Below are 19876 nucleotides of genomic sequence, written 5' to 3' on the forward strand. Positions count from 1 at the left end.
CGACCGAAAACTATTATTTAACGGGAATATTAGAAAGGATTTCCAATACAAATTTCCAATATTTCTGTGCAGAAGAAATACTTGCTCTTTCATCTGGAGAGTGTGCTCCGTGAATTGTCGGTCCAAAAGAAATCATATCCATATCAGGATAATTTGTTCCTAAAATTCCGCATTCTAAACCTGCGTGACAAGCTACTACTTTTGGCTGTTCACCATTTTGTTTTTCGTAAATCTCTTTTAAAACTTCTAAGATTTCAGAGTTTACATTTGGAGTCCAACCTGGATAAGAACCAGTAAGTTCTACCTCGCATCCCACCAATTCGAACGCAGAACGTAACGAATTTGCCAAATCAAATTTTGAAGATTCAACAGAAGAACGTGTTAAACAACCTACTAAGATTTCTCCATCTTTAATAACAACACGAGCAATATTATTTGAAGTTTCAACTAAGTCAGCCATATCAGCACTCATTTTATAAACTCCATTCTGAGCCGCATAAATCGCTCTGATAATTCCTTCTTGAACTCCTAAATCCATCACTTTTTCAGGCAAATCACCTTTTACGATTTCAATAGATAAGTTTGGTTCGGTTGTTTTATATTCAGCTTTAATATCAGAAATAATTTCCTGCATATCGTAAACGTAAGCTTCATCAAACATTTGAGAAATAATTACTTTCGCAACACTTTCTCTTGGAATTGCATTTCTAAGACTTCCTCCGTTAATTTCAGCAATCTGCAAACCAAAGTTTTCAAATGCGTCAAATAATAGACGATTCATGATTTTATTTGCATTTCCTAAACCTTTATGAATATCCATTCCTGAATGTCCACCATTCAAACCTTTTACTGTAATGGTATACCCAACAGAACCTTCTGGAACTTCTTCTTCGTGGTAGGTTCTCGTTGCTGTTACGTCAATTCCACCAGCACATCCGATATCAATTTCATCATCTTCTTCTGTATCTAAGTTCAATAAAATCTTCCCTTGAAGAATCCCACCTTTTAAGTTTAACGCGCCAGTCATTCCTGTTTCTTCGTCAACAGTAAACAAAGCTTCAATTGCAGGATGCGGAATATCTTTGCTTTCTAGAATAGCCATGATAGTCGCCACTCCTAACCCATTATCAGCTCCAAGTGTTGTACCGCGTGCGCGAACCCAGTCACCGTCAACATACATATCGATTCCTTGTGTATCGAAATCAAAAACTGTATCTGCATTTTTTTGGTGCACCATATCCAAATGCCCTTGCATTACAATTGGCTTGCGGTTTTCCATTCCTGGAGTTGCTGGTTTTCTGATGATTACGTTTCTAATTTCATCTTCGAAAGTTTCTAAACCTAAGCTTTTTCCAAAGTTTTTCATAAACTCAATGACACGCTCTTCTTTCTTCGATGGACGAGGAACTGCGTTTAAATCTGCGAATTTATTCCAAAGTGCTTTTGGTTCCAGATTTCTTACTTCTTGACTCATATATTTTGTTTGATGTTTAACAATTAAGAGCTTCAAAGTTACAAAGTTTAATTGCTTTTTTTGTCACGAATTGCACGAATTAGCACAAATTAAAACGTCTTTAAAATTAGACAAATCAATAATTACCGAAAATTCGTAGAATTCATGATGAACTTTTTTCAATCATTCAATATTGTATTTATATTTACGTATCTAAAAATTACGCTGTGAGATCAAAATACGTTTTACCTTTATTTCTTTTAGTTCAAATTATTTTTTATAAAATCCTTGTTTACTTTCCAGATTTTGTTGAAGGCTTTTACAGCAAAAATTTATTCGTTAGAATTTCTCATTTTTCCAGAACGCTTTTAGGCAAAGTTCCATTTTCTGTTGGAGACATTATTTATGCTCTTTTATTAATTTCTATAATTAGCTGGTTTTGGAAAATCAGAAAAACTTGGAGAACAGATTGGAAAGATCACCTTTTAACAATGTTGGGTAAGATTTCTGTTTTTTACTTTTTCTTTCACCTTCTTTGGGCTTTCAATTATTACAGAAAACCTCTTTTTGAGAAAATGGAAATCAAGAGAGAATATACAGACGCTGATCTTTTGGCTTTTACTAAAAGATTAATTGCAAAGACAAATGAGGTCCAATTTCAAATCACGAAAAATAAAAGCTCTAAAATTGTATTTCCGTATTCACAGAAAGAGTCATTTAATATGATTTTAGACGGTTACGACAATTTAGCAAAAGAACACCCTTATTTTGAATACAAAACATTAAGCGTAAAAAAATCATTATTCAGCGTTCCTTTAACTTACATGGGGTTTGGCGGTTATTTAAACCCATTTACAAACGAAGCGCAAATTAACGACTTATTGCCAATGTACACTTTTCCACTAACTACAGCTCACGAAATGGCACATCAGATTGGTTTTGCAAGTGAAAGCGAATGCAATTTTATTGGTCTTTTGGCTTCTGTAAAAAATGGCAATTTATATTATCAGTATGCAGGGTATAGTTTTGCATTACGCTATTGTCTCGGAATCTGGAAGTTTAAAAATGAGAAAGTTTTTGAAGTATTAAAAAAACAAGTTAATACTGGAATTTTAAAAAACTATCAAGAAGATCAGGATTTCTGGAAAAAATATGACACATTTATAGACGAAGGTTTTCATTTTCTCTGGGATAATTTTTTAAAAACAAACAATCAGAAAGACGGAATGAAAAGCTATAGCAAGTTCATCGATTTAACGATTAATTATTATAAAACAAGAGAACTATAAAGTTTGCCACGAATTACACAAATTAACACAAATTTTAAAAAACTCAACTTTAATCTATTCTGTTTGAAAAGTAATTCGGGAAACTTGTGAAATTCGTGGCAAAAAATGAAACATCAACTGTAACAAAAATGATTTCATAACTACTAATACATTATGAGCGAAAATCTAGAACAGTCATTTGTTGCGCAGCTGCAGGCAAATCAGAATATAATCCACAAGATTTGTAGATTATATACTGCTGGAGAAGACGCTCATAAAGACCTGTTTCAAGAGATTACCATTCAGCTTTGGAAAGCTTATCCAAAATTTAGAGGCGACAGTAAATTTTCGACTTGGACATATCGTGTTGCCTTAAACACAGCAATTACCTTATACCGCAAAACCAAAAGAACTATTTCGACCGTAGATTATGAAAACCATCAGCATTTTGTAAAAGATGTTGACTACAATTATGAGGAAGAGGAACAGATTAAACTGATGTACAAAGCAGTTTATCAATTGAATGACATTGAAAAGGCATTAGTTTTTATGTATTTAGAAGACAAAGATTATCAAGAAATAGCTGAAACCTTAGGAATCAGCGAAGTGAATGCGCGCGTGAAAATGAACAGAATTAAAGGGAAACTTAAAAAAATACTAAATCCTTAAAAATTATTATGAAAGAACTGGATTTATTAAAAAAAGATTGGCAAAAGAACTCTGATTCTTTTCAACAAATTTCTGAAAACGAAATCTATAAGATGATTCACAGAAAGTCATCTTCCATTGTAAAATGGATTTTGATTATCAGTATTTTGGAAATTTCGTTTTGGACATTTTCAAATTTATTCATCAATACAGACGACGTATTGCATAAAATGAATCACCCTGAAATTGTAACTACTTTAGAATTTCTAACCTATTTCAATTATGTGGTTGTTTTAATTTTTGTTTATATCTTCTATAAAAATTACAAAACAATTTCGACTACAATAGCCACAAAATCTTTGATGAGCGCTATTTTAAGAACTCGTAAAACAGTTCAATATTATGTTTGGTATAATCTGGGAATGATTGTAATTACTGCTATTTTGAGTTTCTTCATTGCTTTTGTCTACAATCCAGACATGGAATTTCTTAGAGAAAAATTAGCCATGAACGGAAAAGCGATGTTTGTTACAATCGGAATATTATTCCTAGTAATTTTAGGCTTCTTCGGATTGTTCTGGTGTTTCTACAGAATTATTTACGGAACACTTTTAAGACGATTGTACGCAAATTATAAAGAGTTGAAGAAGATTGACTTTTAAAGTTGCTAAGGTTCTGAGATGCTAAGTTTCTAAGTTTTTTTTAAAGTTACAAAGTAACAGAGTTACAAAGGGACAAAGTTTCTCTAACTTTAAACTGAAACTTGAAACATTTTTTTTTTCACATTAAAAGTTCCGAAACTTAGGAAAAGGATACAAAGTTGAAGCGGCTTCGACTTCGCTCAGCCAGACAAAGCAAGCTAAATCAAAAGAAAATCTATAAGATCTAAAATCAGCAATCTAAAATCTAAAATTTCTAGTAATCCCATTGTCTCATTTTGTTCAGTTCTTCTTGCGCTTTAATTTCTTCGGCTGGAATAACTTTTAAAAATGATGGATGTTGTTCGATTGCGTATTCTACTTTTTCTACGATTTGTTCGATAGTATCATTTTCATAATCAATATCAAGAGGTTCTTTGATAATGAAAGATTGTAGAATTCCTTTTTTCTTCATTCGAAGTCCTTTCTTATCGAATGATCTACGGAAACCATCAATTACAATTGGAATAACGATTGGTTTATGCTGTTTAATGATATGAGCGGTTCCTTTACGAACTGGTTTAAATGATTTTGTCGTTCCTTGCGGGAAAGTAATAACCCAACCATCTTCAAGCGCAATTCTGATGTTTTCAGTATCATTCGGATTCACTTCTCTTTTTTCGGTCACGTCAACTCCTTTAGAACGCCAAGTTCGTTCTACTGTAATCGCACCAACATAAGCTAGAATTCTCGGCAATAATCCAGCTTGCATCGTTTCTTTGGCTGCCACATAATAGATATTCATTTTTGGTTGCCACAAATAACCAATGTTCTTAATCGTGTCTTGACGTCCAGACAAACTGGCATTAAAGACATGAAACATCGCTACAACGTCTGCAAAGTAAGTTTGGTGGTTGGAAATAAACAAAACATTAGTATCTGGAAGTGTCTTAATAATTTCAGATCCTTCAATCTGCAATTCATTAAAACCTCTATATCTCTTATGAGTCATGGCACCTAGAACTCGGATCAACCATTTCTTGATGAATAATATATGCCCAAAAGGATTTCGTTTAAACAATCCCATAACTAATCTATCTTATTTTTTTGTTAGGTCGCAAACATACAAAAATTATTCTTTTAGCAACAGTATAAAACAATTTCTCGAATTAAGAAGTATTTAAATGAATATCAAATCGTTAAATAAACTTTATCAAATTTATTTTCCCATCGCTTCTTTTAAGACATCCCTCAATTCGCTCAAAATCATTGCCGTGGCTCCCCAAACAACATGATTCTGGATATTAAAAGCAGGAACTAAAATATTTGCTCCGTAAGAAGTTGATAATCTGGCTTCGATAATAATATCATCATTTAAAAAAACAGATAAAGGCAGTTCGATAATTCCGGCAACTTCTCTTATATCGGGATAAAAAGAAAGTTCTTCTTTGGCAATTCCTAAAAACGGATGCACCAAAAAGTTGCTTGGCGGAATATACATTGGTGAGAAATGTTTAACAATGTCTATTTTATCACTCGTAATTCCAACCTCTTCATGGGTTTCTCTAAGAGCTGTAGTTTCAAAATTTAAATCTTCCTTTTCATACTTCCCGCCTGGAAATGCAATCTGAGCTGAATGAACTCCGTCATAAGCATTTCTAACAATCAAAACCAGATGTGTTTTTTCCTGTTTGGGATAAAACAGCATCATTACCCCCGCCATTCTAGCGTTTAGTGCATCAATATCAAGATTTTTTAATCCCTCTATACGCTCTTTTGGAGCCATTTTTAAGTGTGAAGTTACTGCTGGCAGCTCTATTGGAATTATATTGGGAACATATTTCAAAAAATCTTGAAAATTCATAATCAAAGCTTATTTTTGTATTTTCAAATAAAACATAAATATACTTCAGAAAACGCAGTGTCACAAGTTTTCTATTATTAAAGCCTAAAAAAATGTACAGCAAAGAAGAATCGCAAAGAATAAAAAGAGAATTTTGGGTAGCATTTGCCGAAAAATATCCTCGTAAATGGGTGCTTTATGATACGAAAATTAAAGATTTCTCTTTTAAGTTTTATGTTGACAATAAAAAGGCTCAGGTTTTAATTGACATCGAACAGCGAAGCGATGAAAAACGCATTGCTTATTTTGAAAAACTAGAAGCTTTAAAAAACATTCTAGAAGAAGAATTCATCAAAGATTTGGTTTTTGAAAAAAATTATACTCTTGAAAGTGGCAAAACCATAAGCAGAATTTGGGTCGAAAAAACAGGGGTTGGTTTCAGCAATAAGAATACTTGGGATGCTATTTTCGATTTTTTTAACGAAAACATGCACGCTCTAGAAATGTTCTATTTAGAATATGATGAGTTTATTAAGGATGTGGAGTCTTTATAGATTCTAAGTTTCTAAGATACTAAGACACTGAGTTTTTTTTTCATATAGCAAACCCGACAGGTTTAAAAACTGTCGGGTTTATTATTTTGTTAAATCCAAAAAACTTAGAATCTTAGAAACTTAGAAACTTTTACACCGTAATAATATTATACACAATAATATGATCGTCGTAATTGATGTAAAGCTGTTTTCTGTAATCCTGCCTTTTTCTAGTTATGATTGATAGCTTACATTCTTTTCCGTCATTGTCCTTACACACAAAAGAATATACAATGTCGGTATCATTTTCTTCTCTTTCGATATAATCTAAAATATTATAAAGTTGGATTTCTTGCGAATACACTACAATTCTATGCTTATTGGTATCTAAAACCACCGAAAGATTTACCAAATCTAAATTCGACCATTCTCCCCACTTTCCTCTTTCATTTTTTTCTAAAACACTAAATCCCGAAGTTTTAAAATGATAAGATTGACTTTGAACTTGTTGCAATCCAAAAATCAAAAACAATAGCAATATGTAGGGGCGTAGGGAATTCATAAAATATTTCTTGCAGGTAATTAAAATTCAAATGTACTCTTTTCTTTGGATGCGACTTCAAATTCGGCTATCATTTGTCGAATAATTTCTTCAACTGGCAAAATTTCATGAATCAGACCTGCAACTTGTCCTATTTCTAATTCTCCCTCGTCCAAATCTCCTTCAAACATTCCTTTTTTGGCCCTGGCTCTTCCTAAAAGCTGAACCAATTCTTCTTTAGAAGGGCATTTTTGGTACAAATCCTGAACATCTTGATAAAACTTATTCTTTATCAATCGAACAGGCGCTAATTCTTTCAAAGTCAATTGAGTGCCACCTTCCAAAGTATTAACTATTGTTTCCTTGAAATTATTGTGCGAAGACGATTCTATAGATGCTGCAAAACGGCTTCCAACTTGAACTCCATCTGCTCCTAAAACCATTGCAGCCAGCATTCCTCTTCCTGTGGCAATTCCGCCAGCAGCAATCAGCGGAATCTTGATTTTTTCTTTTACCATCGGAATCAATGTCAAAGTAGTCGTTTCTTCACGTCCATTATGACCGCCTGCCTCAAAACCTTCAGCAACTACGGCATCTACGCCGGCATCTTGAGCTTTCAAAGCAAAAACGCTGCTGCTAACCACGTGAACAACGGTAACACCTCTTTCTTTCAAAAAAGAAGTCCACGTTTTCGGATTTCCAGCAGAGGTGAAGACAATTTTAACGCCTTCTTCGACCACAATATTCATAATCTCTTCAATATTTGGATATAACATCGGAATATTGACCCCAAAAGGCTTATCGGTCGCTTTTTTACATTTCTGAATGTGTTCTCTTAAAACTTCTGGATACATCGAACCTGCGCCAATAAGCCCTAAACCTCCTGCATTGCTTACAGCCGAAGCCAATTTATAACCGCTATTCCAGATCATTCCTCCTTGAATGATTGGGTATTTTATATTGAAAAGTTGGGTGATTTTATTCATTAAAATTATTGCTTGATTATTTTCCCTGTTTTATGCAGATTATCAGCATCAAAACTATAAATGTACAATCCACTTTGAAGTGATTGTAAGGAAAGAACTGGATTTGAATTATTGATTTTTTCTTCTATTAATTTTTGTCCCAATATCGAATAAATAGTTACTGATGCAGTATTATTTTCATTTAGAAAAGAAAACGAAACTTCATTTTTAGCGGGATTTGGATATACCGCAAACGAAGCTTCCGCTACAAAATCATCAACACTTAATGCTGCTCCAAAATTTGGAATTCCATATCCGTAATTATTATCTGGATTGGCATATCGATCAGCAGATTGGATAATCATTTGTCTGATTTCTTTATTGGTTTTGTTTGGAAATGCCTGCCATAAAGAAGCTGCCATTCCCGCCATAATTGGGCAAGAAAATGACGTTCCGTTTGCCGTAACGATATTTCCATTTGCATCAGAAACTACCGCTGCTGCTCCTTGCGCCATAACATCAGGTTTTATTCTGCCATCATAACTTGGTCCAATCGAACTGGAACTAGCTCTTACTTTAGAAGCATTAACAGAACCAATTGCTAACACTGAAACTGCATCTGCAGGAGCGCCAACATGTTTTTCAACTTGAGTTCCTTCATTTCCAGCAGAAGCCAAAACCAATATTCCTTTACTAAAAGCAATTTCGGCACCACGAGAAATAAAAGTCGTAATCCCGTTCATCTCGCTATAAGTATGATTGTACCTGATTTCATCTCTATCCAAAAAATATCCCAATGAAGTCGTAATGATATCAACACCTAAAGCATCTGCTTTTTCTGCAGCCTCAACCCACAGCGATTCTTCTAACGGAATCTCTTGAGCTTGAATTTCTGTAATAAAAAGGTAATAAGATGCATTTGGAGCAGTTCCAACTAACGAATTTGCTTTAAAACCTCCCATTGTTGAAAGCACCGAAGTTCCATGAGAATCGCCCGTATAAAAATTGCTATTTCTGGTGGTATAATCATAACCGCCTAGAATTTTATTATTAATTCTAAGATTTTCAAATGGCTGTGCAGTGTTTACTCCAGGAAAACCACCATCCATAACCGCTATGATTTTGCCTTCTCCAGTATAATTCTGCTGATGTAGAACTTGCCCGTTTAGCATCTGAATTTGATTCGCAGAATTTCCATACGAATAATCAATTGCTTCTTTTAACTGTTTATGGGTTTGGCTTATCGAAGTCTCTGAAACTCTTTTTCCTGTAGTATTCAAAGTTTTGTCGGCAAATTCAATTCTAGAAACAAAAGCTAACGATTTTAAAGCATTAATATTAGCCTGAGTTCCTTGAATATGAAGTGCATTCAGCCATTTTGATTGTGCTTTTACCGTAATTCCTGTACTTGAAGTAATTTGATTTACATAAGAAGTTTCCAGAGGAGCATCAGTAATAGCCAAAGCGATATTTTGTTTCGTTCTTCGATCCAAAGCTCTTTGAGAAAGTTCGGTTAGCGGATTGTCATAAAAAGTTTGTGCATTAGGCTTACCATTAAAATAAACCCACGCATCTTCTTGTGAAAATACGGTAAACGAAAGAAGTAATAAAAGAAAAGTAAAGTTATATCTCATCAATTTATACCATTAAGGGATTTACTCCCAAATAAAGTATAAAGCTAAGAAATTACTCCCGAACCAACTAATTCATTTTCTAAATACCAAGCAACAAATTGTCCTTCTGTAATAGCAGACTGCGGCTCTTCAAACTCCACATACATTCCGTCTTCAAATTGGTACAAAACCGCTTTTTGCAAAGGCTGACGGTAACGGATTCTTGCCATCACTTCCATTTTTTCTCCTGCTTTTAGCGTCATATCTTCTCTAATCCAGTGCACTTCAGATTTTCCAACAAAAAGTGCTTTTTTGAATAAACCTGGATGCTCGCTAGACATACCTGTATAAATGGTGTTGGTTTCTACATCGGTTGCAATTACAAATAAAGGCTCTGTTGTTCCTCCAACATTTAGACCTTTTCTTTGCCCAACTGTAAAGTAATGAGCTCCTTGGTGTTTTCCAACTACTTTTCCCATTGTTGGAACATAGTCTAGCTTTTGAGATTCTAACTTTAATCTTTTCTCCAAAGAAAGGTCAGCTGATTTCTCAATATTGTAAATCGGATCATTTTTATCAACCTGAACAATTTTACCTTCTTTAGGCTGTAGTTTTTGCTGTAAAAACTCTGGAAGACGAACTTTTCCAATAAAACATAAACCTTGAGAATCTTTCTTTTCAGCTGTAACCAATTCCATTTCAGCAGCAATTTCGCGTACTTCTGGTTTTGTTAAAGCTCCAATAGGAAATAAAGCTTTTGATAATTTTTCTTGCGACAATTGACATAAAAAGTACGATTGATCTTTGTTAACGTCATTTCCGGCAATCAATTGATACACCGTTTTTCCGTCCACTTCGATTTCAGTTTTTTGACAATAATGCCCAGTTGCCACATAATCTGCACCAAGACTTAAAGCGATTTTCATAAACACATCAAATTTGATTTCGCGGTTACAAAGCACGTCAGGATTTGGAGTTCTCCCTTTTTCGTATTCGTTGAACATATAGTCAACGATTTTCTCTTTGTATTCTTCACTCAAATCAACTGTTTGAAACGGGATTCCGAGCTTTTCAGCAACAAGTAAAGCATCGTTACTGTCTTCCAGCCAAGGACATTCGTTCGAAATAGTAACCGAATCATCGTGCCAATTCTTCATAAAAAGGCCAATAACTTCGTATCCCTGCTGTTGCAATAAATATGCTGCAACACTAGAATCTACTCCACCTGAAAGTCCAACAACTACTCGTTTCATTTTGAAATGTTTAATTTTTTAAGGTTGCAAAGATACGCCAAATAATAGAAAATTTCAGCATGGTTCTCATTAGTTTAAGCAATCTCGCGGTAGATAAAACTTATTCTATTTTTATCCGTTGGACAAAATAGAATAAAAATCAAATTTGATCTGCTAAAATCTTTTAAAATCTGCGTGAAATACTTTTTCTCGATCGATATTTTCACGCAGATTTGCAAAGATTAAAGCAGATTTGCAAAGATTTAAATTTAATTGGACGAGGTAAAATTGACAAAAACAATTTCATCCAGTGAGTTCTTTTTTTAAGTACATTTAGTCATCCATTTTTTATTGTATGAAAAAATACATTTACAGCCTCTTTTTCCTTTTCGCCTTAACTTCATTAAGCGCGCAGCGATTTAGCGCTTCTTTGCCAAATTATGAAGCGTATAAGGCATTTAGAGGAAAACCTTTGTCTGACAAATTTTCGAATATCGAATCCGTAAAAGTGATTTATGATCTTCGAAAACAGAAAATGTATTATTTTAACAGTAGCGTTATTCCGCTTCATTACGATTTTGTAGTTAATTATTTAGGATACAGCCAAGATCTTGAAGTTTTTAATAATGAAAATTACAGCGATACTGAGAAAAACAGAGATTTTCTTCTCGGAAATTTAAACCACATTAAAGCAACCGATAAATGGATTTTTGAACTCGCCGCATCCGATCATATGCCTTTGCCATTGATTGAACGTTTTTTCAATATGGTTAAAAGTTCGACTTTTATTGGCGAAAAGCTTAAATTTTACTTGAATAATCCAGACATGATGGAATGGTTTCAACAGCAAAAATTCAAAATTCCGTGTGTGAAATCAGATTACATTTTTGGCGAAATTAAATATCAGGAAGTTGTTCGAGGAAGTAATGTTGGCATTCTAAAAAAACACAAAATCAAAGAATTAGAAACTGTAAAACCTAATTCTGATGAAATCATTATTTTGGATGGAACGCCTGATATTCTTCCAAATGTTCGAGGCATAATTGTAAACGAACTTCAGACACCTTTAAGCCATTTGGTTCTTTTAGGAAAAAATAGAAAGATTCCGATTATGGCTTACACCGATATTGAAAAAGATAACAATATCAAAAAACTGCTTTCTAAAAAAGTAGAATTGAAAATAGAAGTCGATACTTTTTTCATCAAAGAAACCACTAAAAAAATTCCAATGAAATCTGCTGGAAAAAAGAAAAAACTCACGATCGACAATTCTGTAACTGATTTAGTCAACTTATCTAAAATTCCAAAAAAGGGAGTGAATTATATTGGTTCGAAAGCTCAAAACATGGCGTATTTAATTGCCATTTCAAAAGAAATTCCGTTTAAGGTTCCAGAAAATGCGCATGCTATTCCGTTTTATTTTTATACGAAACACATTCAGAAAGCATCTATTTCTCCATTAATTTCAGAACTTTTAGCTTTTCCTCAAAAAGATTCTACAATTTGGATCAATAAACAGCTTAAGAAAATTAGAGACGCCATCAAAAAAGAACCTATTGATCCTGAATTAATTTCAAAATTGAATATTGCTTTTAAAGATGCAAAATTCAAAAATTTCAGATTCCGCTCCTCTACAAACGCAGAAGATTTGGATGATTTTAACGGTGCCGGATTATACGATTCTAAAACAGGAATTTTGGGCGATTCCATAAAAACTTTTGAAAAGGCCATAAAACAAGTTTGGGCAAGCGTATGGAATGAGGCTTCGTATAACGAAAGAGAACTTTTTGGAATCGATCAGCAAAATATTGCGATGGGCGTTTTAGTGCATCGCTCTTTTCCTGACGAATTAGCAAATGGCGTTATTATCACCAAAAATATATTTAGAGAAAACTTTCCTGGAATTACGGTTAATGTTCAAAAAGGAGAAAACTCTGTTGTAAAACCCGAAAAAGGAGAAATCTGCGAGCAATTTGTTGCTTATCATTTTAATGACGGAAAAGACGAAACCGATTTTGATATTGATTATACTTCCAATTCAAATTTAAACAATAACGAGCCATTATTGACCCGAAAAGAAATGAGTAATCTGTATGATGTCAGCAAGAAAATCGAAACCAAAATGTATCGCTATTGGCGTAAAAACCAATTTCATCCAGTAGATATCGAGTTTAAAATTTTGGGCGAAAAGAGAGATTTGTATATCAAGCAAGTTCGTCCGTTCAATGATTAATAAAAGATACCTATTATTATCCTAACAGGTTTTTAAAACCTGTTAGGTATCCTACGATATAAGCAAAATGATCTGCATTTTCTTATCAGACAAAGTTTTTAAAACTTGCAAGCATTTGATTTCAGACAATACCTAACAGGTTTTAAAAACCTGTTAGGATATTAATAAAAAACCAATAAATCTATTTCGTTATTTGCAGTATTGATTAAGACAATTCTAAAATCAAAATCTTCAATTTTAATTTTTTCTTGAATTGATTTTCTGATTACTTCTGTATTCAAAGAAAAATTTTCATCTAGCGGAATTTTCACATCAACAGAATTCAGGTATTTTGAAGCTTTTTTATTGACGATAATCGAAGCTGCGACGTAAAACCCGATAATAATGATTTGAAAGAATAACAGCAATTCAATCTTTTCAAACGGATACATAATATCGAGAATTGACAATGTAATTGTCGCAAAAAGAAAAATTATCGCATTTACGGTAAAAGATTGTGTTCTAAAACGAAGTATAGAGAAAATGGCAAAAAGACCAAAACCAATTCCGACTCCAATTTCTATTTTGGTAAAAAGATAACAAAGAGAAAAAGTACAAAGCCCAACAATAACCATCAACGGATTTATAGTCGCATTATCTTTTCTGTTGGAAAAAAAATACAGAACTAAAATTGAGCAAAACAGCAGTAAAAATCGTCCTAAAAGTTCATTTAAATCCATTGGTTACAATAAATTGGTTACTCAAATGTAAACAATTTATCTTTTAATTTTACTCTCGGCTTCCTTATTACGAGCAATCGTTTCCGCTACATATTTCTCAAACTCTTCGCTCGAACAAATAGTATCATTTAAATAGAAATGGTTTTTATCTTTTGCATATTGAGTCGGCGTTTCGAATATCGATGAAACAAATACTATCTCAAAAGATTCTGCATCAGCATCTTTTATTAATCGATTAAAATAATAGACCCTATTTTGATCTATGGAATAGAAATATTTATCATGCAATTTTTTCCAAGTTTTTGGATTGGCTTTTGAAAGAATATTTTTTCCGTAAAAAACTGAATTTTCATCATACCCAAAATCTCCATCGTTTAAAGATTTAAAAGAGGATGGAATAGCTTTTTTAACAACTTTTGTTTTGCCTTGAAAATCATAATAAAAAACATTATTTGCATCTTTAGCGAATCCATAAGGAACAAACGATTCTTTGCCTTGTTTTCTATTATTTTCTGTAAGTATAAATGTAATTCCCAAAGACTTTTTACCAGTATCACAAACTTCGAAAGTTTTAGCATCAGCCTCTAAAATGCGTCCTTCTAATGTCCAGACACTATTCTTATCTTTAGCGAAGGCATAATTTAGTATCTCAAAAGTTAAACTATCACCATCTTTAAGTTTGCTACCTCCTGAATAACAGTAATTCTTATCTTTTGCCCAACAACCTGGAAATTGCTCAAAAGAACCTATATCAGCATTTTTAATTTTATCTTCACGAAAATAAACTACTTTCCCATCCGTCCAATACAATGCATTTTCATTATTAGCATCGTAAAGTTCTGCCAATTTACTCCCTTTCATTCTATCAAAATATATTGTTTACTTTTTCGGCGCTGAGCCTTTTTCAGAAGCTTTATTAGTATTTTTAGGATCACTCATATTCACTTCTTTTACCAATTTCCCTTTTTGATAAAACTGCCAGATTCCCGCCTTTTTACCATTTACAAATTTCCCTTTAGAAGCAACAGATTTGTCTGAATCATAGAAAACAGTCTGTCCATTGTATTCGTTATTTACAAAATAAGATTCTTCTAAAAGCGTTCCGTCCTGTCCTATTTTTTTATACGGCCCTTCTTTCAAACCATTTTTATATGTCATCTCTTCTGCTAATTGAGCATTTGGATAATAGATAGTTTTTAAACCTTCTAGTTTTCCGTTTTTATAATTCTCAACCGTCATCAAAACTTTAGAAGCTTTATGGTAATATTTCCATTCGCCTTCACGCGCTTTTCCAATCTCTTTTCCTTCGCTTACTTTATTTTTACTCTGATCATAAAAAATGGTATATGAGCTTCCATCATTAGCACTAAAATCTCTTGTAGCAATTACATCGCCTTTTTTGGTATCATCAAAAAATTTAAAAACTCCTTTCTCTTTTCCATGATCAAAAGTTCCTTCATAACGAGGGCGTTTAGATTCAGCATAAGTTCCTTTCCAAAGTCCGTCTTTTTTTCCTGCTGCATCAACTTTATTAATATCGGTTTGTGCATTTGAAACTAATGCAGTTAGGAATAATAATCCAAGTATGATTTTTTTTGAGATCATGGTAAATTCTATTTTTAAGCTAAACGAAAATCTTAATTATAAAGTATAATGGTATAAAAAAATCCCGATAAATCGAGATTTTTTTATTGAGAATTATTTCTTCTTCTTGTTTGCTTGAGCTGCTTTTGCCGCTTCTTGCTGTTCCATCACTTCTTGAAGACGCTGTTGGAACTTGCTTGGTTTTTTAGGCTCTCTTTGTTTGTTCTCTTGAATCTGAGCGTGAATTTTATCACTGTCTACAATATAATTCTTGATCACAAACATAATTCCGATTGTAATTAAGTTCGAAATAAAGTTGTACAAACTCAATCCAGCACCATAACTATTGAAGAAAATTAACATCATTAATGGCGAAACATAAATCATGATTTTCATCATTTTTGCCATATCTGGCATACCTTCTTGTTGAGGAGCTGCCATTTGCTGATCTCCTGAAGTCATTTTCATGTAGAAGAAAATTGCAATTGCCGCCAAGATTGGGAACAAACTGATATGGTCTCCGTACATTGGAATATTGAATGGTAATTTTACAATTGAGTCAAAAGAAGATAAATCGTCTGCCCAAAGGAAACTTTTTTGTCTTAATTCAAATGCTGCTGGGAAAAACTGGAACGATGCATACATAAATGGCAACTGAATCAATGCCGGGATACATCCAGCCATTGGGTTTACACCTGCTTTGTTGTACAGTTTCATTGTTTCCTGTTGTTTCTTCATTGGGTCTTTTTTGAATTTCTCTCCCAACTCAGCGATATCAGGTCTTAAAACTTTCATTTTAGCCTGAGACAAAAATGATTTGTACGTAATTGGCGACATAGCCAATTTGATGATAATTGTAAATACAATAATTGCAATTCCTAATGACAATCCAATTGTAGAACTTAAGAATCCGAATAAAGGAACAAAAATAAATTTGTTGATCCATCCGAAGATTCCCCATCCTAAAGGAATAATTTTATCGAAATTTTTATCGTAAGCTTTCAATGTTTTGTAATCTACGGGACCCATGTACAAATTCATTTTGTAATCGATCTCTCCGTTTGTGAACGCTAAAGGCAAATTAGCTCTAAACTGTTTAGTAAAAACAGTATCGATTTTTTCATCCTTTACTAAATCGTCCGACTGTAATTTTGACGTTTCGAAAGGTTTTTCTGTAGATAAAATAGTAGCAAAGAAGTGCTGTTTAAAAGCTACAAAACTGACTTTTGTCGGTGTTTCTTCTTTACCTTGCCCATGTTGGCTTACATTATTATATTTTGATTCTTCATATTTGTAATCGATTTGAGCAAAACGATTTTCATAAGAAACACTTTTTTCATTTCTATATGTTTTTAAATCCCATTGCAAATCAACTGGTTTAGCAGAATTTAAAACTCTGTTTAAACCTTGAGAACGGATATCAAAACCAACTAAGTAATCGTTCGGCTTTAAAATGTATTTATATTCTAAAAATTCATTAGCACTAGCTTTCAAACGCATAGAAAGAACTTGGTCTGTACCAATTTTTTCTAATGTCGGTTCGAAATACAAATCTTTAGAGTTTAATGTTCTATTGTCTGTAGTAAGAAGCTGTAAATTTAGGTTAGAGTTATTATTTTTAATTAACTCAACTAATTCACCTGAACCTTTTTTAAACTTTTCAAATTCTTTTAAAGTAGCTTCAACAATATATCCACCTTTATTAGCAATCTTTAATCTTAATTTTTCGTTTTCGATTGTAGTAAAAGCTTCTTTTGCAGAAGGAAGTGTTGCAGAATAAGCAAATCCTCCTAAAGTTTTTTGCAATTGAGCCAATTGAACTGTATCTCCAGGAGTTACAGCTGCAGCTGGTAATGACGCAGTTTTAGCTTTATCTGCTTTTGCTTGTGCTTCTTGTTTAGCAACTAATTCTTTCTTGGCTTTCTCAGCAGCAATTTCTTTTTCAGAAGGCTGATTTTGATACACGATCCAAATCAAAATTCCAAAGATCAACACAAAACCAATGATCGAATTGAGGTCTAATTTTTTTTCTTCCATTATTAATTTAAAAAAGTTATTCGTTGAAGGTTATTAGTACTGAGTTTCACTCAAATGTTACATCTTCACAGAATATAATTATTATTTTTTATGTGCATTTACAGCAGCAGCCACAAAGTTCACAAAAATAGGGTGCGGATTAGCAACAGTACTCTTGTATTCTGGGTGGTATTGTACACCAATGAAGAATGGGTGATTTTCAAGCTCCACAATTTCAACTAATCCTGTATCAGGATTAACTCCAGAAGCTTTTAAACCAGCTTTTTGCAATTCATCAGCATATTTATTGTTGTACTCATAACGGTGACGGTGACGCTCCGAAATAGTTTTTTCTCCGTAAATTTTGTATGCTAAAGTGTCTGGTTTAATATCACATTTCCAAGCACCTAAACGCATTGTTCCTCCTTTATCGGTTACATTTTTCTGCTCTTCCATTAAACTCACAACCGGATGAGGCGTTTTGTCGTTCATCTCTGTTGAGTTCGCTTCTGCATAACCTAAAATATTTCTAGAATATTCGATAACAGACATTTGCATTCCTAAACAAATTCCGAAGAACGGAATGTTGTTTTCACGCACAAAACGAACTGCTTCGATTTTTCCTTCAATACCTCTTTCACCAAAACCTGGAGCAACTAAAACTCCGTCTAAAGAACCTAATTTTTCTTCCACATTATCTGCATTGATATGCTCTGAGTGAATTGAAATTACATTTACTTTTGTTTCGTTTGCAGCTCCTGCATGAATGAACGCCTCTAAAATAGATTTGTAACAATCTTGCATTTCTACATATTTCCCAACCAAACCAATATTTACAGTTTGTTTTGGACTTTTTAATCTTTTTAAGAAAGTATTCCAGTTTTTAAGATCCGGAGATGCTTTTTTAGGTAAATCTAATTTCTTTAAAGCCACAACATCTAATCCTTCTTCAAGCATTAAATTTGGAACTTCATATATTGTAGAAGCATCAATAGATTGAATAACTGCTTCTTTTTTCACATTACAGAATAAAGCTAGTTTTTGGCGTAATTCCTGAGACAATTCGTGCTCCGTTCTACAAACCAAAATATCGGCTTTAATACCGCTTTCCATTAAAGTTTTAACAGAGTGCTGCGTTGGTTTTGTTTTCAACTCACCAGCTGCAGCCAAATAAGGAACTAATGTTAAATGAATAACGATTCCGTTGTTTTCACCTAATTCCCAAACTAATTGACGAACAGATTCTATATAAGGTAGAGATTCTATATCCCCAACAGTTCCACCAATTTCAGTAATTACAATATCATAATCGCCAGATTTACCTAGCAATTGCATTCTGTCTTTGATTTCGTTTGTGATATGAGGAACAACTTGAACCGTTTTTCCTAAAAATTCTCCTCTTCTTTCTTTTTCAATAACCGAAAGATAAACTCTTCCTGTAGTAACGTTATTAGCCTGAGAAGTAGGAACGTTCAAAAAACGCTCGTAATGTCCTAAGTCTAAGTCAGTTTCAGCTCCATCATCTGTCACATAACATTCTCCGTGCTCGTACGGGTTTAGTGTCCCCGGATCTACGTTAATATATGGATCAAATTTCTGAATTGTAGTGCGGTATCCTCTTCCTTGTAACAATTTTGCCAAAGATGCCGCGATAATCCCTTTTCCTAATGAAGAGGTCACACCTCCTGTAACAAAAATATATTTTGTTTGATTCATTCTGTTGTTGTTTGTAAGTAGTTGTGTAAAAAACTTGGCAAAAGTACAAATTTAATTAGACAATTTATCAATTCCAGAATGAGATAATTTTTAAAATTTTAGAGTTCTTTCGAATTAGATAAAGGTTTAAAGTTCGACTATAAGAAAACGAAAGGTTTTACTGATTTTAGCTGCAAATTCGCAACTAATAAACAATAACCTTAACAATTTAAAAATCCGATTTTTTTATTGAATTGGACAATTATTAGACCCTTTTTTACATATGTAATATAAAATCAGGAATTATCTCTTTGAAATTTTTCATGCAAGTAGACAATACTTGCTGTAGAGGTAAGTTTTGAGCAAAAAAAAATACTATAATTTAAAAAACACTGACTTGTACACATTTATGAATTCAGGCTGGAATTCTGTGGTATCATTATGTTTTTAGAAATTATAATATTTTGTATTTCAAACTTATATAAAAAAATCGAAATCACAAAAGATTTTTCCTACTTTTTAAATAGGTTTCGGATATTGCTTCTTAATATTTCGAATCAATTCTTCCAATCCGTTCAATTTCAACTCATAAATCAATTGTAATTGCTGCCCTAATTCTCCTTTTGGAAATCCTTTATTATGATACCAAACCACATAATATTCAGGCAAGTCTATTAGATATTTCCCCTCGTATTTTCCGAAAGGCATTTTGGTGTGGGCTAATTTTATGAGTTGTTTTTTGTCTTGATCCATAGTTTTTAAGAAGAAAGAAGCAAGAGGAAAGACTTATACTTTCTTCTTGCTTCAATTATATGCAAAGCTATTATTTATTTGCCACAGATTAAAAGGATTCTCACAGATTATTAAATCGAAAATTAAAAAACTTAGAATCTTA

Annotated in this window: 18 protein-coding genes; 5 read left to right on the forward strand and 13 right to left on the reverse strand. The window is 33.0% G+C overall.

Features of this window, described 5'->3' with window-relative positions:
* Positions 1-13: 13 nt before the first annotated feature.
* Entirely contained in the window at positions 14-1474 is a 1461-nt protein-coding gene (locus NU08_RS17560) for an aminoacyl-histidine dipeptidase (protein WP_129748412.1), read from the reverse strand.
* Positions 1475-1680: 206 nt separating this feature from the next.
* On the opposite strand from NU08_RS17560, the gene NU08_RS17565 reads away from it, so the two are divergent.
* From NU08_RS17565 to NU08_RS17575, 3 genes are all read left to right on the forward strand, one after another.
* Entirely contained in the window at positions 1681-2742 is a 1062-nt protein-coding gene (locus tag NU08_RS17565; RefSeq protein ID WP_129748413.1) for a DUF3810 domain-containing protein, read from the forward strand.
* 153 nt (positions 2743-2895) lie between these two features.
* The gene (locus NU08_RS17570) at positions 2896-3390 is read left to right on the forward strand and encodes an RNA polymerase sigma factor (protein ID WP_008462500.1); all 495 of its coding nucleotides are present in this window, start codon (positions 2896-2898) and stop codon (positions 3388-3390) included.
* 8 nt (positions 3391-3398) lie between these two features.
* Positions 3399-4031, forward strand: a complete 633-nt coding sequence (locus NU08_RS17575) for a hypothetical protein (RefSeq protein ID WP_129748414.1) — start codon at positions 3399-3401, stop codon at positions 4029-4031.
* 253 nt (positions 4032-4284) lie between these two features.
* Here NU08_RS17575 and NU08_RS17580 read toward each other — a convergent pair whose 3' ends face one another.
* A complete protein-coding gene (locus NU08_RS17580) occupies positions 4285-5094 on the reverse strand; it encodes a lysophospholipid acyltransferase family protein (RefSeq protein WP_008462498.1) in 810 nt (269 codons plus the stop codon).
* A gap of 132 nt (positions 5095-5226) precedes the next feature.
* Positions 5227-5871 (reverse strand): NUDIX hydrolase, encoded by a 645-nt coding sequence (locus tag NU08_RS17585; RefSeq protein WP_129748415.1) that lies wholly within the window; start codon positions 5869-5871, stop codon positions 5227-5229.
* Positions 5872-5963: 92 nt separating this feature from the next.
* On the opposite strand from NU08_RS17585, the gene NU08_RS17590 reads away from it, so the two are divergent.
* Positions 5964-6404, forward strand: a complete 441-nt coding sequence (locus NU08_RS17590) for a DUF4268 domain-containing protein (protein WP_129748416.1) — start codon at positions 5964-5966, stop codon at positions 6402-6404.
* Between the two features lie 130 nt (positions 6405-6534).
* Here the strand turns inward: NU08_RS17590 and NU08_RS17595 are convergent, their stop codons facing one another.
* From NU08_RS17595 to mnmA, 4 genes are read right to left on the reverse strand one after another with little or no spacing between them, the layout of a single operon-like run.
* Positions 6535-6945 carry a hypothetical protein gene (locus NU08_RS17595; RefSeq protein WP_129748417.1) on the reverse strand — a complete coding sequence of 137 codons (411 nt, stop codon included), beginning with the start codon at positions 6943-6945 and terminating at the stop codon, positions 6535-6537.
* 20 nt (positions 6946-6965) lie between these two features.
* Positions 6966-7910, reverse strand: coding sequence for an NAD(P)H-dependent flavin oxidoreductase (locus tag NU08_RS17600; protein WP_129748418.1), 945 nt, complete (start codon positions 7908-7910; stop codon positions 6966-6968).
* 5 nt (positions 7911-7915) lie between these two features.
* Complete coding sequence (locus NU08_RS17605) at positions 7916-9523, reverse strand: S8 family serine peptidase (RefSeq protein WP_129748419.1); 1608 nt, start codon at positions 9521-9523, stop codon at positions 7916-7918.
* Between the two features lie 44 nt (positions 9524-9567).
* Positions 9568-10755, reverse strand: a complete 1188-nt coding sequence (gene mnmA / locus NU08_RS17610; protein WP_129748420.1) for a tRNA 2-thiouridine(34) synthase MnmA — start codon at positions 10753-10755, stop codon at positions 9568-9570.
* A 334-nt stretch (positions 10756-11089) separates the two neighbouring features.
* Here mnmA and NU08_RS17615 point away from each other — a divergent pair, with 334 nt between their 5' ends.
* Positions 11090-12967 carry a PEP/pyruvate-binding domain-containing protein gene (locus tag NU08_RS17615; RefSeq protein WP_129748421.1) on the forward strand — a complete coding sequence of 626 codons (1878 nt, stop codon included), beginning with the start codon at positions 11090-11092 and terminating at the stop codon, positions 12965-12967.
* 161 nt (positions 12968-13128) lie between these two features.
* On the opposite strand, the gene NU08_RS17620 is transcribed toward NU08_RS17615, so the two are convergent.
* The 6 genes from NU08_RS17620 to NU08_RS17645 all read right to left on the reverse strand — a co-directional run bounded on the left by NU08_RS17620 (position 13129) and on the right by NU08_RS17645 (position 19734).
* Positions 13129-13686 carry a DUF4956 domain-containing protein gene (locus NU08_RS17620; RefSeq protein ID WP_129748422.1) on the reverse strand — a complete coding sequence of 186 codons (558 nt, stop codon included), beginning with the start codon at positions 13684-13686 and terminating at the stop codon, positions 13129-13131.
* A gap of 36 nt (positions 13687-13722) precedes the next feature.
* Positions 13723-14547 (reverse strand): DKNYY domain-containing protein, encoded by an 825-nt coding sequence (locus tag NU08_RS17625; protein WP_129748423.1) that lies wholly within the window; start codon positions 14545-14547, stop codon positions 13723-13725.
* An 18-nt stretch (positions 14548-14565) separates the two neighbouring features.
* Complete coding sequence (locus tag NU08_RS17630) at positions 14566-15291, reverse strand: toxin-antitoxin system YwqK family antitoxin (RefSeq protein WP_129748424.1); 726 nt, start codon at positions 15289-15291, stop codon at positions 14566-14568.
* A gap of 93 nt (positions 15292-15384) precedes the next feature.
* The gene (yidC, locus tag NU08_RS17635) at positions 15385-17307 is read right to left on the reverse strand and encodes a membrane protein insertase YidC (RefSeq protein ID WP_129748425.1); all 1923 of its coding nucleotides are present in this window, start codon (positions 17305-17307) and stop codon (positions 15385-15387) included.
* Between the two features lie 81 nt (positions 17308-17388).
* Complete coding sequence (locus NU08_RS17640) at positions 17389-19002, reverse strand: CTP synthase (RefSeq protein ID WP_129748426.1); 1614 nt, start codon at positions 19000-19002, stop codon at positions 17389-17391.
* A gap of 498 nt (positions 19003-19500) precedes the next feature.
* Positions 19501-19734 carry a DUF3820 family protein gene (locus tag NU08_RS17645; protein ID WP_095929992.1) on the reverse strand — a complete coding sequence of 78 codons (234 nt, stop codon included), beginning with the start codon at positions 19732-19734 and terminating at the stop codon, positions 19501-19503.
* Between the last annotated feature and the right edge of the window lie 142 nt (positions 19735-19876).

Origin of the sequence: Flavobacterium anhuiense (genome assembly GCF_004151235.1) — a bacterium.
Lineage (GTDB): Bacteria > Bacteroidota > Bacteroidia > Flavobacteriales > Flavobacteriaceae > Flavobacterium > Flavobacterium anhuiense_A.

Excerpts from the sequence above, each read along its gene's own strand:
- NU08_RS17575 (WP_129748414.1), top strand. The coding sequence starts at position 3,399 with ATGAAAGAACTGGATTTATTAAAAAAAGATTGGCAAAAGAACTCTGAT.
- NU08_RS17640 (WP_129748426.1), bottom strand. The coding sequence starts at position 19,002 with ATGAATCAAACAAAATATATTTTTGTTACAGGAGGTGTGACCTCTTCA.
- NU08_RS17570 (WP_008462500.1), top strand. The coding sequence starts at position 2,896 with ATGAGCGAAAATCTAGAACAGTCATTTGTTGCGCAGCTGCAGGCAAAT.
- NU08_RS17625 (WP_129748423.1), bottom strand. The coding sequence starts at position 14,547 with ATGAAAGGGAGTAAATTGGCAGAACTTTACGATGCTAATAATGAAAAT.
- NU08_RS17595 (WP_129748417.1), bottom strand. The coding sequence starts at position 6,945 with ATGAATTCCCTACGCCCCTACATATTGCTATTGTTTTTGATTTTTGGA.
- NU08_RS17615 (WP_129748421.1), top strand. The coding sequence starts at position 11,090 with ATGAAAAAATACATTTACAGCCTCTTTTTCCTTTTCGCCTTAACTTCA.
- NU08_RS17620 (WP_129748422.1), bottom strand. The coding sequence starts at position 13,686 with ATGGATTTAAATGAACTTTTAGGACGATTTTTACTGCTGTTTTGCTCA.
- NU08_RS17605 (WP_129748419.1), bottom strand. The coding sequence starts at position 9,523 with ATGAGATATAACTTTACTTTTCTTTTATTACTTCTTTCGTTTACCGTA.
- NU08_RS17600 (WP_129748418.1), bottom strand. The coding sequence starts at position 7,910 with ATGAATAAAATCACCCAACTTTTCAATATAAAATACCCAATCATTCAA.
- NU08_RS17630 (WP_129748424.1), bottom strand. The coding sequence starts at position 15,291 with ATGATCTCAAAAAAAATCATACTTGGATTATTATTCCTAACTGCATTA.
- NU08_RS17585 (WP_129748415.1), bottom strand. The coding sequence starts at position 5,871 with ATGAATTTTCAAGATTTTTTGAAATATGTTCCCAATATAATTCCAATA.
- yidC (WP_129748425.1), bottom strand. The coding sequence starts at position 17,307 with ATGGAAGAAAAAAAATTAGACCTCAATTCGATCATTGGTTTTGTGTTG.
- mnmA (WP_129748420.1), bottom strand. The coding sequence starts at position 10,755 with ATGAAACGAGTAGTTGTTGGACTTTCAGGTGGAGTAGATTCTAGTGTT.
- NU08_RS17580 (WP_008462498.1), bottom strand. The coding sequence starts at position 5,094 with ATGGGATTGTTTAAACGAAATCCTTTTGGGCATATATTATTCATCAAG.
- NU08_RS17590 (WP_129748416.1), top strand. The coding sequence starts at position 5,964 with ATGTACAGCAAAGAAGAATCGCAAAGAATAAAAAGAGAATTTTGGGTA.
- NU08_RS17560 (WP_129748412.1), bottom strand. The coding sequence starts at position 1,474 with ATGAGTCAAGAAGTAAGAAATCTGGAACCAAAAGCACTTTGGAATAAA.
- NU08_RS17645 (WP_095929992.1), bottom strand. The coding sequence starts at position 19,734 with ATGGATCAAGACAAAAAACAACTCATAAAATTAGCCCACACCAAAATG.